Here is a 16,261-nt window from a genome sequence, read left to right on the forward strand (position 1 = left end):
GGCGGGCGGCCCTCACTCGGCCAGGGCGGCGGTCGCCTGCGCCATGAACCGCGAGGTCGCCGTCCGGGCGCCCGAGCGCTTGGCGCGGATGCTCTCGGCCGCGTCGATGAGCAGGGTGCGCACCTTGGCGTGCCCCTTGGGCGGTGGCGCGGGCGCCGCCCCGGCCAGCTCGTCCAGGTCGGCGCCGAGCGCCACCACCCGCTTCTCGGTGCGGTCGGTGACGCCGTCGACGACGAACGTGCGGACCGGCACGGCGGCGTTCAGGCCGCGCTCGATGCCGAGGATCCGGCCGGCGGCCACGTTGGTGGTCAGGAAGTTGATCACGTCGACCACGACGCCCGGATGGCGGCTGCCGCGGTAGGCGGCCCAGTACATCGACGCCCGCGGCCACTGCGCCGCCGGCGTGCCCGGGAAGGCGGCCAGGCCCAGCTCGTCGTCGGTGAGCCGTTGCAGCTCCGGCAGCTGGTGCGACCAGGCGAACGACGCGGCCGCGTGCCCGGTGACCACGAGCTGGCGGGCCAGCTCGCCGCTGTCCGCCTGCTCGACCAGGGCGGCGCTCGGGGTGGCCCGGTCGTACCGGGCGACCTCCCAGAACTCGAACCAGTCGAGCAGCTCCCCGGAGCTGAAGCCGAGCTGCCGACCCTGGTACAGCTCGCTGCCCTGGCCGCGCAGCCAGAGCCACAGCGCGCGGTAGTCGCCGGACGGGTCCATGGTCCCGGCCACCCGGTTGCCGGAGGTGCGGGTGACGCGGGCGGCCCACCGCGCGTACTCCCGCCAGGACATGCGGGTGTGCGGCTCGGGCAGTCGCAGCCGGCGCAGCAGGTCACGGTTGTAGACCAGCGCCGCGCTGGTCTGCGCGGCGGGCACCGCCACGGTCCGCTCGTCCACCCGGCCGTACCGGGCCAGGTGCTCGGGCAGGCCGCGCAGGTCGAGCCGGTTGTCGGCGACCCAGGGGCTGAGGTCGAGGACGATCTGCCGGCGGGCGTACTCGGTGAGCAGGGTGTCGTCGATCTGGAACAGGTCGGGCACGTTGCCCCCGGTGGCCTGGGTCGCCAGCCGGTCGTAGTAGCCGGTCAGCCCCTGCCAGGTCACGCGGAAGCTCACCCGGGGGTTCTGCTGGGAGTAGAGGCGCAGCGCCTTCTCGGTGGCCTCGGCCCGGCGGGTCCCGCCCCACCAGAACACCGACAGCTCGATCGGGCCGTCCTCGACCGGAGTGTCCTCCTCCTCCGGGCCGCAGCCGGCCAGCCCACCGGCGAGCAGCGGCAGCCCGGTCAGCGCGCCGAGCAGCCGCCGCCGGCCGATGCCGGGACGGGGTACGGACTGCGGTGCGCGCACGGGTCTCTCCGGGGGTGCGGGCGGCTGCTGCGGACGGATCATTTACACAGGCCCCGGGCGCGGGTGTCAACGCCGGCCGTCCCGCACCGCCCGCGGCGCACCACGTCGGGTCCTGCGCCCGCTCGTCTCTCGGCAGGCCAGAATCCCCGTCCGTCGGGATGGCCGGTGGCCGGGCCGGGCGCCCCGTGCACGCATGGTGTACTAGCGCCGTGGAACTTCTGCACTCCGGCAAGGTTCGGGACGTCTACGCCGACGGCGAGGACCTCATCCTGGTCGCCTCCGACCGTGTCTCGATCTACGACGTGGCGCTGCCGACCCCGATCCCGGACAAGGGCCGCCTGCTCACCGCCCTGTCGCTGTGGTGGTTCGAGCAGCTGTCCGATCTGGTGCCGAACCACGTCATCTCGGCCACCGACGTGCCCGCGGAGTTCGCCGGCCGGGCGATCCGCTGCCGGCGGCTGGACATGGTCCCGGTCGAGTGCGTCGCCCGGGGCTACCTCACCGGGGGTGGCTTCGCCGAGTACCAGCGCACCGGCGCGGTGTCCGGCGTCGAGTTGCCGCGGGGCCTGGTGGAGGCGTCGATCCTGCCCGAGCCGATCTTCACCCCGTCGACCAAGGCGCCCAAGGGCGAGCACGACGAGCCGATCACCTACGCCGAGGTGGTCGACAAGGTGGGCGCCGAGACGGCCGAGCGGCTGCGGCAGATCACCATCGACGTCTACCGGCGGGGCGCGGAGATCGCCGCCGACCGGGGCATCCTGATCGCCGACACCAAGATCGAGCTGGGCTGGACGCCGGACGGCACCCTGATCCTCGCCGACGAACTGCTCACCTCCGACTCGTCCCGGTTCTGGCCGGCCGAGTCCTACCAGCCGGGCCGCACCCAGTTCTCCTTCGACAAGCAGTACCTGCGCGACTGGGCCACCGGCGGCGGCTGGGACCGGCAGCCGCCCGCCCCCGAGGTGCCCGCCGAGGTGGTCGAGGCGACCCGGGCCCGCTACGTCGAGGTCTACGAGAAGCTCACCGGCAACCGCTGGGCCTGAGGCACGCCGGAGGGTCCACCGCCGCGGCACGACCCACCCGTACGATCAACAGACGTGCGTGACATTGCCGTGTTCAGCGGGACCGCCCACCCGGACCTCGCCGCCGAGATCTGCGCCCACCTCGACGTTCCCCTGCACCCGGTGCGGGTGTCCCGGTTCGCCAACGACTGCCTCGAGGTGCAGTTGCAGGCGAACTGCCGGGAGCGCGACGTCTTCCTCATTCAGCCGCTGGTGCCGCCGGTGCAGGAGCACCTGGTCGAGCTCCTGCTCATGATCGACGCGGCCCGCGGCGCCTCCGCCGGCCGGATCACCGTGGTGCTGCCGCACTACGCGTACGCGCGGTCGGACAAGAAGGACGCCCCGCGGATCTCCATCGGCGGCCGGCTGGTCGCCGACCTGCTCACCTCGGCCGGCGCGCACCGGGTGCTCGCCATGACCCTGCACTCGCCGCAGGTGCACGGCTTCTTCAGCGTGCCGGTGGACCACCTGCACGCGCTGCGCGAGCTGGCCACCCACTTCCGGGGGCGGGACCTGAGCAACACCGTCGTGGTCTCGCCGGACCTGGGCAACGCCAAGGAGGCGGCGGCGTTCGCCCGGATGCTCGGCACCCCGGTGGCGGCCGGCGCGAAGCAGCGGTACAGCGACGACCGGGTGCAGATCAGCACGGTCATCGGTGACGTGGCGGACCGGGACGTGATCGTGCTGGACGACGAGATCGCCAAGGGCAGCACGGTCATCGAGCTGATGAGCCACCTCCGCGAGCGGCAGGTCCGGTCGATCCGGCTGGCCTGCACCCACGGCCTCTTCTCCAGCGGCGCGCTGAAGCGGCTGAGCGAGCAGGACGGGGTGCTGGAGGTCGTCTGCACGAACACGGTGCCGATCCCGGAGGAGAAGCGGGTGCCGAAGCTGGAGGTGCTGTCGGTGGCGCCGGCGCTGGCCGAGGCGATGCGGCGGATTCACAACGGCGAGTCGGTGAGCGCCCTCTTCGGCTGAGGCCGGGCACGGCCCCGCCCGGTCAGCTGTCGGCCGGGCGGGTGACGGGCTGGGCGGCCAGCGCCGCGGTGATCCGGACGATCGTGCCGGCCTCGCCGGTCTCCACCGCCATGGTGTCGCTCAGCTCCCGGGCCAGCCACAGCCCCCAGCCGCCGGCCGTGTCCGGGGCCGGCCGGGCACGCTCGCTGAGCCGCCGCACGCTGATCCCCTGGCCGTGGTCGGCGACCTCGCAGATCAGCTCGCCGGGACGGCGCCACAGCCGCAGCCGGCCCTGGCCGCCGCCGTGCCGGACGGCGTTGGTGATCAGCTCGTTGACCGCCAGCACGAAGTCGTCCAGCCGTTGCCCGGTCAACCCCGCCGCGTGCGAGCACGAGGTGACCGAGTGCCGTAGCGCGGTCACCTGGGCCTGGTTGAAGGCCTCGGCGATGAGGAGGGAAGGTTCGATGGGCACAACCGTACGCGGTGCGGGGGGTTCTGCGTTTGTCATGGCCCCGTCCCGGCGATGGCGTGCGGTGATTTTCGCGGCATTTCCACCGTACGTCAGGGTTTCTCGCACCGCACCTCGCGGCCCGCCCGTGCGCGGCTGTGGCAGGGTGTCCGGCATGCCGTCGTCCCCGGGTGGCCTGGAGGTCCCGCTCTGGCGGTCCATCGCGGTGTTCCGCTTCGCCTCGCTGGCGTACGTGGGTGTGCTGGTGCTCCGCGACGCCGACCGCTACGCGCATCCGGTCGCCGCCGGCGGCGTACTCCTGGGGATGCTGGCCTGGTCCGGGGCGACCACGGCCGGCTACGCGCGCCCGGCCGGACGGCGGTGGCCGCTGCTCCTGGCCGACCTCGGCGTGGTGCTGGCGATCATGCTGGCCACGCCGTGGGTGGTCGGCCGCGCGGCGCTCGCCGCCGGCGTGCCCACCCTGACCGTCGCCTGGCTGGCCGGCCCGGTGCTGGCCTGGGCGGTGTCCGGCGGCCGACGGCGCGGCGCGGTGGCCGCGCTGGTGCTCGGCGGGACCGACCTGGCCACCCGGGAGCGGATCAGCCAGTCCTCGCTCACCGGGGTGATCCTCATGCTGCTGGCCGGTGTGGTGGTGGGGCACGTGGCCCGGCTCGCCGTGGAGGCCGAGGCGCGGCTGCAGCGGGCGGTGGAGCTGGAGGCGGCCACCCGGGAGCGGGAGCGGCTGGCCCGGGACATCCACGACTCGGTGCTCCAGGTGCTGGCACTGGTCCGGCGGCGCGGGGCGGACCTGGACGGCGAGGCCGCCGAGCTGGCCCGGCTGGCCGGCGAGCAGGAAGCCGCGCTGCGCACGCTGATCGGCCGGGCGGGCGCCGCGCCGGACGGCGCGGGCGACGCCCGGGACCTGCGTGACCTGCTCGACCGCTACGCCTCGACGACGGTCCAGGTGGCCGCGCCGGCCACCCCCGTGCCGCTGCCCGCACGGGTGGCCGGCGAACTGGCCGCCGCCGTCGGTGCGACGCTGGACAACGTGGCCCGGCACGCCGGCGGGCGGGCCTGGGTGCTGATCGAGGACGAGGGGGAGACGGTGACCGTCTCGGTACGCGACGAGGGGCCGGGCATCCCGGAGGGGCGGCTGGCCCAGGCCGCCGCGCAGGGCCGGCTCGGGGTGGCGCAGTCGATCCGGGGCCGGGTCGCCGACCTCGGTGGCGAGGTGCGCATCGTCTCCGCCCCGGGCGCCGGCACGGAGATCGAGCTGACCGTCCCGCGGGACGCGCGGTGAGCATCCGGGTGATGGTGGTCGACGACCACCCGATGTGGCGCGAGGGCGTGGCCCGCGACCTCACCGAGGCCGGCCACCTGGTGGTGGCCACCAGCGGGGAGGGGCGGCAGGCGGTCCGGGTGGCCGCGGCCGCCCGCCCCGACGTGGTCGTGCTCGACCTGCAACTGCCGGACGTCTCCGGCGTCGAGGTGATCCAGGGGCTGCGCGCCGTGCTGCCCGAGGTGCGGGTGCTCATGCTGTCGGCGAGCGGCGAGCCGCAGAGCGTGCTGGACGCGGTCAAGGCCGGCGCCACCGGCTACCTGCTGAAGTCGGCCGCGCCGGCCGAGTTCCTGGACGCGGTGCGCCGCACGGCGGCCGGCGAGCCGGTCTTCACCCCGGGCCTGGCCGGGCTGGTGCTGGGGGAGTACCGGAGGCTGGCCGCGACGCCGGCCGCCCCGCACGACGAGGCACCCCGGCTCACCGAGCGGGAGACCGAGGTGCTGCGCCTGGTGGCGAAGGGCCTGTCGTACAAGCAGATCGCCGAGCGGCTCGGGCTGTCCCACCGGACGGTGCAGAACCACGTGCAGAACACCCTCGGCAAGCTCCAGCTGCACAACCGGGTCGAGCTGACCCGGTACGCGATCGAGCGGGGCCTGGACGGCTGAGGCTCAGGTCGCCTCGGGCGGCCGGGTCTCGTGAATGGCCAGCTCCTCCGCGGTCGCCCCGCCACCGGCCGCGCCGGCGTCGTACGCGACGTTGTCGGTCTCCTGGTCGGTGTGTGCGCCCTCGTCCGGCTCGACCAGCCGCCCCACCTCGTGGTCGGCGACGGTGCCGAGCTGGCCGTGGTCGTAGATGGAGACCGGGGAGTGCGGGTCGGAGGTCGGCCCCGGGTCGATCACGTCGGCGTCGAGCTGGGCCTGCGCGGCGGCCTCCTCGCTGTCCGCCTCGGCGGCGATGTCCGGGTCGACCGTCCCGGCCAGCGGGTCGTCGGCGGGCCGCTCGTACTGCTCGCGCTGGAGCTTGTAGTCCAGCGACTCGCCGTCGAGCTGCTCCTCCGCGGTGGTGCCGAAGCGGTCCACGGCGACGGGGGTGCGGTCGGCGGGCAGCTGGGCGGGATCCGGTCCGTCGGCCTCGCGCCCGGTCAGGACGTCGTCGTTGGCGGTCGAGTCGTCGTCGGCGGTGTCGGGCAGGCCGTTCGCCTCGGTGTCGGACACGGGGGTGGGGAACTCGTTGTCGCGCATGACGGGGAACTACCCACTGGGCTCGCCGCATTAACCGCCACCGGCGGGGTGGATCGGGAGGAACGGGGCGAAAAGGGCCTCAGTTCCGGAGCGTGGCCTCGTCCTCGGCGTGCAGGACGCACCAGACGACCTTGCCGTCCGGAAGTGGCGTGCTGCCCCAGCGCCGGGCCACCGTGTCGATGAGCAGCAGTCCCCGGCCGCCGGTGGAGGTGACCGGGGCCAGCCCGGCGTAGGCCGGCCGCCGCGCGGAGTGGTCCCGGACCGCCAGGTGCAGGGCGCTGTCCCGGGGGGCCACCCGGACCGTCATGGGAGTCCCGGCGTGCGCCACCACGTTGTTGACCATCTCGGTGACCGCGATGGAGGCCGGCTCGGCCAACTCCGGCACGCCCCACCGGGCGCAGCCCTCGGTGACCAGGGCCCGGGCCTCCCGGGCCGCCGCCACCACCGGGGGCAGGTCGGCGGCGAGCACCGCGGCCTGCGGCGCGTCGCCCAGCGCGGCCTGCGCCGCGTCGAGGGACCGGTGGACCGGCGCGCCACCCTCCGGCTGGCCGGTTGGATCACACACCAGCAGGTCGGCGGCCGGCCAGTCGACGGCGACGCGGTGCACCTCGTCGAGAAGCCCCCGGGCCGCCGGATCGGCGATCCGCACTCCGGACAGGTCGACGATCGCCGCGCCCGGTCGCTGCCAGAGCCGGGCGAGCAGCGCGTCCCGGACGGCGTCGAGCCCGGCCCGGTCCAGCACGCCGGTCAGCCGGACGACCGCCGAGGACTCGTCGGTCTCGACCAGGCAGCGCACGTCCGTCGGCATGATCGTCCCATTGTGCATGGCCGCCCCCCGTCGCGCATCAGTCCGGTCGGCGGGACTCATCAGCGTTCCGTCCGGGGACGCCGACTCATCGCCGCCATGGTGCCGACAGCGGTGCCGGCAGCCGCCAGCCCGAAGGCCGCCGTGAGCCGGATCAGCTGCGCCCGCCGGCCCTGCCAACCATCGGTCCGCTCGGCCGCCGCGTCGGCGTGGAACACGTTGCCGGTGGCGTCCAGGCGTACCCCCGGGCCGAACTGGGTGCGCGCCGTGTACCAGCCGAGCGCCCGCTCGGCCAGCGCCGGGGCGAGCCGCCACTGGAGGCCCATGAGCCGGGCCGCGCCCCCGGCGTACGCCTCGCGGCGCGGCCGGCGCAGCAGCCGGACGATCGTCTCGGCCACCAGGTCCGGCGGGTACACCGGTGGCGGCGGGGTCAGCTCCCGCCCGGTGTGGTTGGCGGCGTGCCGGAAGAACGGGGTGTCGATGCTGGCCGGCAGCACCGTGCAGAGCGAGATGTGGCCGCGGCCGGTGACCCGCAGCTCCTGCCGGACCGTGTCGGCCAGCCCCCGGATGGCGTGCTTCGTGGCGTTGTACGCCGACTGGTACGGCATGGCCACCTCCGCCAGCACCGAGGCGTTGTTGACCAGCACCCCGCCGCCCGCCGCGTCGAGCCAGGGCAGCGCGGCCCTGGTCCCGTGGACGGTGCCGAGCAGGTTCACCTCGACCACCCGGCGGAACTCGCTCACCGGGATCTCGTCGAAGAGCCCCACCGTGCCCACCGCCGCGTTGTTGACCCAGGCGTCGATCCGCCCGAACTCGCCGGCCGCCCGCGCCGCGAGCCGCTCCACCGCCTCCGGATCGGTCACGTCGGTCGGCACCACCAGCGCCCGCCCGCCCAGCTCCCGGCAGCGGTCGGCGACCCGGCGCAGCGCCTCCTCGGTCCGGGCGGCCAGCACCACGTCGGCGCCCCGCCGGGCCAGCGCGTACGCAGTGGCCGCGCCGATCCCGCTGGAGGCGCCGGTGATCACGACGGTGGCGTCGTCGAGGCTGCGGGTGAGAGGCATTCTTCGCCGGTACCCCCGGTCCGGCCCGGTCATGCCGCCGGAGTCGCCCGGATCACGGTTGCCGGCCGCCCGGCCGGGGCAGATTGTCACCAACCCGACCGGGCCGGACGCTGTCCCACCCGTGGAACGGTCCGCCGGTCCGCACCCGATCTGCCAGGTTTCGGCGCACCGGGGCCGGGTTAATGGGACCCTCTGACCGGAGGACCCACCGCTCGCGAAAACGCATGGAGGTGCACCATGCGCGTCGGCCTTGTGTGCGCGCACGCCGGCCCGTCCGTCGACGGTCCCACCGTCGGGACCCACCAGCACATCGCGCGGGTGGCGGCCGAACTCGCCGCGCGGGGCCACGACGTCCGGGTGTACGAGCGCCGCGACGCGCAGGGCCAGGAGTCCGTGGACGTGGACGGTTACCACCTGGAGCGGGTCCCCGTCGGCCCGCCCGCCCCGTTGCCCACCGCCGAACTGGTCCCGTACGTCACCGAGTTCGGCCGCTGGCTGGCACAGCGGTGGTCCGACGACTGGGCGCCCGAGGTGGTGCACGGGCACTACTGGGTCGGCGGTCTGGCCGCCGCCCACGCCGTCCGGGAGACCGACATCCCGGTGGTGCAGACCTTCCACTCCCTCGGCGTCGAGCAGCTGCGCCACCTCGGCGGCCGGTACGACGGGCCGGGGGAGCGGATCCCGCTGGAACGGGCGCTGACCCGGGCCGTCGACATCGCCGTGGCCCAGTGCAACGACGAGGTCGACGAGCTGACCCGGATGGGACTGCAGCGCACCTCGGTGGCCATGGTGCCGACCGGGGTCGACACCGCGCAGTTCCACCCGGACGGCGAGGCGGCCCCCCGCGACCAGCGGGCCCGCATCCTCTCCGTCGGCGGGCTCGCGGCCGGCCACGGCCAGGAGGACCTGATCCGGGCCATGCGGCTGGTCGGCGACGCCGAGCTGGTGATCGCCGGCGGCCCGCCGGCCGAGCAGCTCGCCGACCACGCCGAGGCGCGCCGGCTGCGCGAGCTGGCCGAGCGGACCGGGGTGGCCGACCAGGTGAAGCTGGTCGGCGCGGTCCCGCACGACCAGATGGCCACCTGGTACCGCTCCGCCGACGTGGTCGCCTGCACCCCGCACTACTCCTCGGCCGGCCGGGTGTCGCTGGAGGCGATGGCCTGCGGCGTCCCGGTGGTCGGCTACGCCATGGGCGGCATCGCCGACGCGGTGGTCGACGAGGTGACCGGCAAGCTGGTGCCGCCCGGGGACGTACGCACCCTCGGGGTCACCCTGCGCCGGATCCTCGCCGACAACGCCGGGCGGTTCGCGTACGGGCACGCCGCCGTGGACCGGGTCCGGTGCAGCTACACGTGGGAACGGACGGCCGGCGCGCTGGAGCGGCTCTACGAGCGGGTGATCGGGCGCCGCAAGCCGGCCGAGCCGCCGGTCGCGGTCACGCGCCCCGTCGAGGTCGCCGCCGACCGGCGCGGACCCGTCGAGGCGGCCTGAGTCAACGCCGGGCGCGGACGGCCGAGCCGGCGCCGATCATGGCACGCTCCCGGTTCCGGGCCACCGCGTGGTGGTGCTGCGGCTCGGCGTACCTGGTCAGGCCGACCACCGCGACCAGCGTGGCCAGGAAGCCGACCCCGGCCAGCCACTCCCGGCCCGGCCAGATCCGGTCGTTGAGCAGCAGCAGGCCGACGATCGCCGCGGGCACCGCCCCGGCGGCGTCCATGGCGGCCACGGCGGCCGTGGTCGAGCCGCGCTGCATGGCAAGCCCGAGCAGGAGCTGGCCGACCACCGAGTGGGCGATCAGCAGGTAGAGCAGCGGGTCGCGGACGAACGCCTCCGCCGAGTCGGCCGAGGCGAGCGGCCGGGCCGCCACCGCGGCGGCGGAGAACGCCATCCCGGCCAGCGCGCCCAGCGCCACCGAGCCGGGCGCGCCGTGCAAGCGGGCGGCGAAGAAGCCGAGCACGGCGATCACCCCGAGCGCCACCGCCAGGCCGACCAGCCCGGCCGTGCCGAGCTGCCGGGACGGCGCCGGCTCGGCGGCCAGCACCAGCGCGATGATCCCCCCGAACAGGAGCACCAGCAGCGCCACCTCGGCGGCCGGCAGGCGCCACTTGAGCACCAGCACGCCGAGCACGGCGGTCACGCCCAGCCCGGCCGCCACGCTGGCCTGGACCAGGAACAGCGGCAGGTCCCGGCGGGCCAGGAAGGCCAGCACGAAACCGACCACCTGGCAGGAGAGCCCGACCAGGTACGTCCGGTGGCCGGCCAGCCGGAGCAGCAGCCCCGGGTCGAAGGTGTGGTGCACGGTGGTCCGCGCCGCGGCCACCGACTGGAGGAGATTGGCGAAGCCGTACGCGACGATCATCGCCGCCAGGAAGCACCAACCGGAGGACACCACCTGGCGAGGATAGAGGTTGCCGGCGGGTCAGCGCTCGGCCGGCCGGCCGAGCCGGGCCAGGATGTCGTCGTGCAGCGCGCCGTTGCTGGCGACGGCGCTGTGCTCGCCGGAGCCCTCCCCGGCCGGGGCCGGTCGCCCGGCCAGGTCGGTGACCGTGCCGCCCGCCTCGGTGACGATCGGGACCAGCGCCGCGATGTCCCAGAGCGACAGTTCCGGCTCCACCATGACGTCCAGCGCCCCCTCGGCCAGCAGCATGTAGCCGTAGAAGTCGCCGTAGGCCCGGCTGCGCCAGGCGTCCCGCATGATCTGGAGCACCGCGTCCAGCCGGCCGGCCTCCTCCCACCCGGTCAGGGAGGAGTAGCAGAAGCTGGCGTCGGCCAGGGTGGTCACCCCGGAGACCCGGATCGGCGCGCCGGAGGCCGCGTCGGGGCCGGCGAAGGCGCCCGCACCGCGGGCCGCCCACCAGCGCCGTTGCAGCGCGGGGGCGGACACCAGGCCGAGCACCGGCCGGTCACCCTCCAGCAGCGCGATCAGGGTCGCCCACACGGGTACGCCCCGGACGAAGTTCTTGGTGCCGTCGATCGGGTCGACGACCCAGCGCCGCCCGTCGGGGCCGGTGGCGGGCTGCTCGCCGTACTCCTCGCCGAGCAGGCCGTCGCCGGGGCGGTGGGCGGCCAGCAGGGCGCGGATCTCCCGCTCCACGGCCGTGTCCGCGTCGGACACCGGGGTCAGGTCGGGCTTCGACTCGACCCGCAGGTCGAGGGCGCGGAACCGGGCCGTGGCGACCGCGTCGGCGGCGTCGGCGAGCCGGTGGGCGAGGGCGAGGTCGTCGGCGTACCCGGTCATGCCGGACACGCTAGCGACGCCCGTGCCGCCGCGACGCGCGGGTGGCCCGGTTTCCGCCGCTCAGGAACCGGCGAGCGGGTCGCCGGGGTTCCGCTCCGGCTCGCGCACGTCGCCCTCGCCGCTGCGGGAGGCCAGCAGCCGGCGGTACGAGGCCAGCCGGCGCGGGTCCGCCTTGCCGGCGGCCACCCAGGCGTCCAGCGCGCAGTCCGCCTCCTCGGCGGTGTGCTGGCAGTTGGCCGGGCAGTCGACGGTCGCCTCCACCAGGTCCGGGAAGCCGTGCAGCAGGCTCTCCGCGGAGACGTGCGCCAGCCCGAAGCTGCGCACGCCCGGGGTGTCGATGATCCAGCCCGGAGCGCCCTCGGAGTCGGCGTGCGGGTGCGGGGGCAGCCCGAGCGCCACGGCGCTGGTCGAGGTGTGCCGGCCCCGGCCGATCGCGCTGACCGTGCCGACCGCCCGGTCGGCCTCCGGCACGAGGCGGTTGACCAGCGTCGACTTGCCCACCCCGGAGTGCCCGACCATGACCGACACCCGCCCGGCGAGCAGCGCGCGCAGCGCGGCCAGGTCCGAGTCCGGCCGGATCAGCACGTACGGCAGCTCCAGCTCGGTGTAGTAGCCGAGCACCGCCTCCGGGCCGGCCAGGTCGGCCTTGGTGAGGCAGAGCAGCGGCTCGATGTCGGCGTCGTACGCGGCCACCAGGCAGCGGTCGATGAACCCGGTGCGCGGTGGCGGATCGGCCAGCGCGCTGACGATCACGAGCTGGTCGGCGTTCGCCACGACCACCCGCTCGAGCCGCCCCTCGGCGGTGGTGGCGTCGTCCTCCGCCGTCCGCCGCAGCACCGAGCGGCGCTCGGCGATGCGGACGATCCGGGCCAGCGCGCCGGGGGCGCCCGAGGTGTCGCCGACCAGGCCCACGCGGTCGCCCACCACCACCGACTTGCGGCCCAGCTCGCGGGCCCGCATGGCGGTCACGGTCGGGGAGTCGGGCCCGGCGTCGAGGAACACGCAGGTGTAGCGCCCCCGGTCGACGGCGATCACGAACCCGTCCACGGCGTCCTCGTGACGGGGCCGGGTGCGCGTGCGCGGGCGCGACGACCTGCCGGGCCGGACCCGGACGTCGTCCTCGTCGTACTCCCGCCGCTTCGTCGCCAGGTCGTCCCCCCGTCGTCAGTTCTTGCCGGTCACCATCCCTGACCATAGCGCCGGGAACTCCGGCATGGTCTTCGAGGTGCACGACACGTCGTCGACCTCGATGCCGGGGACCGCCAGCCCGGCCACCGCCGCGGCGTGCGCCATCCGGTGGTCGTCGTACGTCCGGAAGGTCCCGCCGCGCAGCGGGCGGGGCCGGATCTCCAGCCCGTCGGTGGTCTCGGTGAGGTCCGCGCCCAGCGCGGCGAACTCCTTGGCGAGGGCGGCGACCCGGTCGGTCTCGTGCCCCCGGATGTGGCCCACGCCGGTCAGCCGGGACGGGGAGTCGGCCAGCATGGCCAGCGCGGTCAGCACCGGGGTCAGCTCGCCGACGTCGGAGAGGTCGGCGTCCAGCCCGCGGACCGTGCCGGTGCCCCGCACGGTCAGCCCGTCGGTGCCCAGGATCACTTCGCCGCCCATCCGGTGCAGCAGCCCGCGCAGCTGCTCGACCGGCTGGAGACTGCTGCGCGGCCAGCCCTGGAGGGTCACCTCGCCGCCGGTGACCAGGGCGGCGGCGAAGAACGGCGCCGCTCCGGACAGGTCGGGCTCGATCTCCCAGCCGCGGCCGGTCAGCGGGCCGGGCTCGACCGCCCAGACGTCGGGCGTGGTGTCGTCGACCGCCGCCCCGGCGGCGCGCAGCATCTGCACGGTCATCCGCAGGTGCGGGGCGGACGGCACCGGCGGCCCCTCGTGCCGGACCACCACGCCCCGGTCGAAGCGCGGCCCGGCCAGCAGCAGCCCGGAGACGAGCTGGCTGGAGGCGGAGGCGTCGATGACCACCTCGCCGCCGGTGACCCGGCCGGCGCCGAGGACGACCAGCGGCAGGCTGCCGACCGGCGGGGCGTCGATGCGGACGCCGAGGGAGCGCAGCGCGCCGATCAGCGGGCCGAGCGGGCGGGTCCGGGCGTGCGGGTCGCCGTCGAAGGTGACCCGGCCCTCGGCCAGGCCGGCCACCGGCGGCAGGAACCGCATCACCGTGCCGGCCAGGCCGACGTCGACGTGCGCCGGGCCGACCAGCGGGTGCGGCCGGACCAGCCAGCGGTCGTCGTCGGAGACGGACATGTGCGCGCCCAGCTCGCGCAGGCCGCCGGCCATCAACTCGGTGTCCCGGGCGCGCAGCGGCCGGTCGAGCGTCGACGGCCCGCTGGCCAGCGCGCCGAGCACCAGGGCCCGGGCGGTCATCGACTTGGAGCCGGGCAGGCGCAGCGTCGCGGCGACCGGGTCGCTCGCGGTCGGCGCGGTCCACGGCTGCGGCGGCCGCGTCGCGGTTCGATTCCCCACGCTCACATTCTGCCAACTCCGCGGGCCGGTGGAACCGCCCGTCGCTCCTGCTCCCGGTTGGCGGGACAGCCGGAACGCCGCCGGCGGGTTAGCGTTGGCGCCATGTGCGGGAGGTACGCGACGACCCGGAGCGCGGGCGACCTGAGCGCGCTGTTCGAGTCGTCCGACGAGACCGGCGGGGTCGGCCCGGACTTCAACGTCGCCCCGACCGATCCCGTGCCGCTCGTCCGGCTGGCTCCGGAGGGGCACCGGCTGCTCTCCGTCGGCCGCTGGGGGCTGGTGCCGCACTGGTCCCGCACCGCCGCCAGCGCCGCCCGCATGATCAACGCGCGGGTGGAGACGATCGCCACCAGCCGGGCGTACGCCCCGTCGTTCGCCCGCCGGCGCTGCCTGGTCCCGGCCGACGGCTGGTACGAGTGGGTCCGGCAGGCCGACGGCCGGCGGCAGCCCTATTTCATGACCCCGCGTGACGGTTCGGTGCTGGCCTTCGCGGGGATCTGGTCGGTCTGGGAGCCGGCCGGCGAGGCCCGGCTCACGTTCAGCGTGCTGACCACCGCGGCGGTCGGCGAGCTGGCCGAGGTGCACGACCGGATGCCGCTGCTGCTGCCCCGGGAGCGCTGGGCGTCCTGGCTCGGCGCCGCCGCCGAGCCCGCCGAGCTGCTCGCGCCGCCCGCCCCGGCCTGGTTGGCGGGGCTGGAGATCCGCCCGGTCTCGCCGGCGGTCGGCGACGTCCGCAACGACGGCCCGGAGCTGACCGCCCGGGTCCCCCTGGCGCGTGCGGAGGCCGAGACGGAAATGACCCTGTTCTGATCACGCTCAGCACATTGTCGTGTGCTGATTTGCCGGGGTTGCGCCTGAAACGTCGCCCGGCCGTTTAGCCATGTTTACCGGAGACCCTTGTCCCCGCCTGCGCAAGTGCGATAGAACACAGCGCCGGCGTTGGGGTCTGTTCGCACGGGGCGGATGACACCCATCGATCTTTCACGATCTTTGCCGGTCCCACGGGGGAGGTGGGTGTATTGACACGGGCACGCATGCCCCGCCCGCACGAGGTGGCCGCCGCGCGGCGAGATCCGCGACTGCTGCGGGCCCTGCGCGAGCGGCGCCACGACGAGGCGTGGCGGACCAGAGGAACCTGCCAGAGCGTGGATCCGGAGACGTTCTTCCCGGCGCCCAACGAACCGGCCGACGCGGCCGTGGCGCTCTGCCGCAGTTGCGACGTCCAGGGGTCCTGCCTCGCCTGGGCCCTGGAGGTGGGTGACTGCCACGGCGTCTGGGGCGGCACCACACCGCGCGAGCGGCGGGCCATGCTGGTCGCCTGGCGCAGCGAGGTGCGGCCGGATCCGGACGCCCTCGATGAGGCCGGCCCACCGGTCCGCGACCGCCTGCTCACGCTGGTGCCGTCGAGCTGATGTCGTTCTGACGTCGCCCGCGTCTCCCCGCCGGGAGACGCGGGCGACGGCGTTTCCGCACCGGGCGACCGCCGCGTGCGGGGCCGGCCGCAGAATGGGCCCGTGCGGCACAGTGACGAGATCGGGACACCCCGCGGACCGGCCCGGGTCCACATCGACCCGCCGGTGGCCCGCGGCGCCACCGTGGTGGTGCTCGGTCACGGGGCCGGCGGCGACGTGGACGCCCCGGACCTGGTGGCGGTCCGGGACGCGCTGGTCGACGCCGGCGCGGGTGTGGTCCGGGTGACCCAGCCGTACCGGGTCACGGGCCGGCGCGCCCCCGCCCCGGCCGGGCACCTCGACGAGGCGTGGACGGCCGTGCTGGCCGCACTCCGCACCCGCCACCCGGAGGCGGCCCGCTGGGTGGTCGGCGGCCGGTCCAGCGGCGCCCGGGTCGCCTGCCGCACCGCCCAGGCGGTCGGCGCGGCCGGCATCGTCGCGCTGGCGTTCCCGCTGCACCCGCCCGGGCGGCCGGAACGCTCGCGGGCCGAGGAACTGCGCACCGGCCTGCCCACGCTGGTGGTCAACGGCGACCGGGACCCGTTCGGGGTGCCCGAGCCCGGGCCCGGCGTCGAGGTGGTGACCCGTCCGGGTGAGCGGCACGACCTCCGCGGCGACCCGGCGGCCACGGCAGCCGTCGTCCGCGACTGGCTCCGGGCCCGGGGCTGGCTTCCCGCCTGACCGACCCCGCGATGTCGCCGGCGGCTCAACTCCGCAGGCCCGGGGCGCCGAGCGGCGGAGGGGCGACACGCGGCGGCGGAGAGGCCGGCGTGACCGTCGGTGGCGGCGGGTCGTTGCTACGGATGGTGTCGGGCGCCCGGTTCGGGCGTCCGGGGCCACCCTCCCAGGCCCTTCCTGGTCCCAGCGTCGGTCGCGGCCGAGGCGGGGACCAGGAACGGGTGGGGCGGCGTGGAATGTCCGG

16 protein-coding genes and 1 pseudogene are annotated in these 16,261 nt (G+C 75.6%); 8 read left to right on the forward strand and 9 right to left on the reverse strand.

From position 1 onward, the window contains the following. Positions 1 to 12 precede the first annotated feature (12 nt). Entirely contained in the window at positions 13 to 1,335 is a 1,323-nt protein-coding gene (locus RMN56_RS16510) for an ABC transporter substrate-binding protein (protein ID WP_313724600.1), read from the reverse strand. A gap of 209 nt (positions 1,336 to 1,544) precedes the next feature. On the opposite strand from RMN56_RS16510, the gene RMN56_RS16515 reads away from it, so the two are divergent. Both RMN56_RS16515 and RMN56_RS16520 read left to right on the forward strand, forming a co-directional pair. Next, complete coding sequence (locus tag RMN56_RS16515) at positions 1,545 to 2,378, forward strand: phosphoribosylaminoimidazolesuccinocarboxamide synthase (protein WP_313724601.1); 834 nt, start codon at positions 1,545 to 1,547, stop codon at positions 2,376 to 2,378. Positions 2,379 to 2,432: 54 nt separating this feature from the next. Then, entirely contained in the window at positions 2,433 to 3,371 is a 939-nt protein-coding gene (locus tag RMN56_RS16520; protein WP_313724602.1) for a ribose-phosphate diphosphokinase, read from the forward strand. A gap of 22 nt (positions 3,372 to 3,393) precedes the next feature. Here the strand turns inward: RMN56_RS16520 and RMN56_RS16525 are convergent, their stop codons facing one another. Then, entirely contained in the window at positions 3,394 to 3,858 is a 465-nt protein-coding gene (locus RMN56_RS16525) for an ATP-binding protein (RefSeq protein WP_313724603.1), read from the reverse strand. 115 nt (positions 3,859 to 3,973) lie between these two features. On the opposite strand from RMN56_RS16525, the gene macS reads away from it, so the two are divergent. Together macS and RMN56_RS16535 are read left to right on the forward strand one after the other, a co-directional pair. Further along, complete coding sequence (gene macS / locus RMN56_RS16530) at positions 3,974 to 5,098, forward strand: MacS family sensor histidine kinase (RefSeq protein WP_313724604.1); 1,125 nt, start codon at positions 3,974 to 3,976, stop codon at positions 5,096 to 5,098. A gap of 11 nt (positions 5,099 to 5,109) precedes the next feature. Beyond that, on the forward strand, positions 5,110 to 5,742 hold the full coding sequence (locus tag RMN56_RS16535; RefSeq protein WP_313724757.1) for a response regulator: 633 nt from the start codon (positions 5,110 to 5,112) through the stop codon (positions 5,740 to 5,742). 3 nt (positions 5,743 to 5,745) lie between these two features. Here RMN56_RS16535 and RMN56_RS16540 read toward each other — a convergent pair whose 3' ends face one another. From RMN56_RS16540 to RMN56_RS16550, 3 genes are all read right to left on the reverse strand, one after another. Then, entirely contained in the window at positions 5,746 to 6,318 is a 573-nt protein-coding gene (locus tag RMN56_RS16540) for a DUF5709 domain-containing protein (RefSeq protein ID WP_313724605.1), read from the reverse strand. A gap of 79 nt (positions 6,319 to 6,397) precedes the next feature. Then, the gene (locus RMN56_RS16545) at positions 6,398 to 7,126 is read right to left on the reverse strand and encodes an ATP-binding protein (RefSeq protein ID WP_313724606.1); all 729 of its coding nucleotides are present in this window, start codon (positions 7,124 to 7,126) and stop codon (positions 6,398 to 6,400) included. A gap of 59 nt (positions 7,127 to 7,185) precedes the next feature. Then, complete coding sequence (locus RMN56_RS16550; RefSeq protein WP_313724607.1) at positions 7,186 to 8,184, reverse strand: SDR family oxidoreductase; 999 nt, start codon at positions 8,182 to 8,184, stop codon at positions 7,186 to 7,188. A 237-nt stretch (positions 8,185 to 8,421) separates the two neighbouring features. Here RMN56_RS16550 and RMN56_RS16555 point away from each other — a divergent pair, with 237 nt between their 5' ends. Beyond that, the gene (locus tag RMN56_RS16555; protein WP_313724608.1) at positions 8,422 to 9,675 is read left to right on the forward strand and encodes a glycosyltransferase; all 1,254 of its coding nucleotides are present in this window, start codon (positions 8,422 to 8,424) and stop codon (positions 9,673 to 9,675) included. Here the strand turns inward: RMN56_RS16555 and RMN56_RS16560 are convergent. The 4 genes and pseudogenes from RMN56_RS16560 to aroA all read right to left on the reverse strand — a co-directional run bounded on the left by RMN56_RS16560 (position 9,570) and on the right by aroA (position 13,888). Further along, positions 9,570 to 10,543, reverse strand: a pseudogene (locus tag RMN56_RS16560) (hypothetical protein). The gene RMN56_RS16555 and the pseudogene RMN56_RS16560 overlap by 106 nt on opposite strands. A gap of 60 nt (positions 10,544 to 10,603) precedes the next feature. Beyond that, complete coding sequence (gene hisN, locus RMN56_RS16565; RefSeq protein ID WP_313724609.1) at positions 10,604 to 11,422, reverse strand: histidinol-phosphatase; 819 nt, start codon at positions 11,420 to 11,422, stop codon at positions 10,604 to 10,606. Positions 11,423 to 11,482: 60 nt separating this feature from the next. Then, a complete protein-coding gene (gene rsgA / locus RMN56_RS16570; protein WP_313724759.1) occupies positions 11,483 to 12,424 on the reverse strand; it encodes a ribosome small subunit-dependent GTPase A in 942 nt (313 codons plus the stop codon). 162 nt (positions 12,425 to 12,586) lie between these two features. Next, positions 12,587 to 13,888, reverse strand: a complete 1,302-nt coding sequence (aroA, locus tag RMN56_RS16575) for a 3-phosphoshikimate 1-carboxyvinyltransferase (protein ID WP_313724610.1) — start codon at positions 13,886 to 13,888, stop codon at positions 12,587 to 12,589. A 102-nt stretch (positions 13,889 to 13,990) separates the two neighbouring features. Between aroA and RMN56_RS16580 the strand changes: the two genes are divergently transcribed. From RMN56_RS16580 to RMN56_RS16590, 3 genes are all read left to right on the forward strand, one after another. Next, positions 13,991 to 14,698, forward strand: a complete 708-nt coding sequence (locus RMN56_RS16580) for an SOS response-associated peptidase (protein ID WP_313718333.1) — start codon at positions 13,991 to 13,993, stop codon at positions 14,696 to 14,698. Between the two features lie 209 nt (positions 14,699 to 14,907). Then, a complete protein-coding gene (locus RMN56_RS16585) occupies positions 14,908 to 15,300 on the forward strand; it encodes a WhiB family transcriptional regulator (protein WP_313718334.1) in 393 nt (130 codons plus the stop codon). A 102-nt stretch (positions 15,301 to 15,402) separates the two neighbouring features. Then, a complete protein-coding gene (locus RMN56_RS16590) occupies positions 15,403 to 16,020 on the forward strand; it encodes an alpha/beta hydrolase family protein (RefSeq protein ID WP_313718335.1) in 618 nt (205 codons plus the stop codon). Positions 16,021 to 16,261: the final 241 nt, after the last annotated feature.

The organism is Micromonospora halotolerans (genome assembly GCF_032108445.1).
GTDB lineage: Bacteria > Actinomycetota > Actinomycetes > Mycobacteriales > Micromonosporaceae > Micromonospora > Micromonospora halotolerans.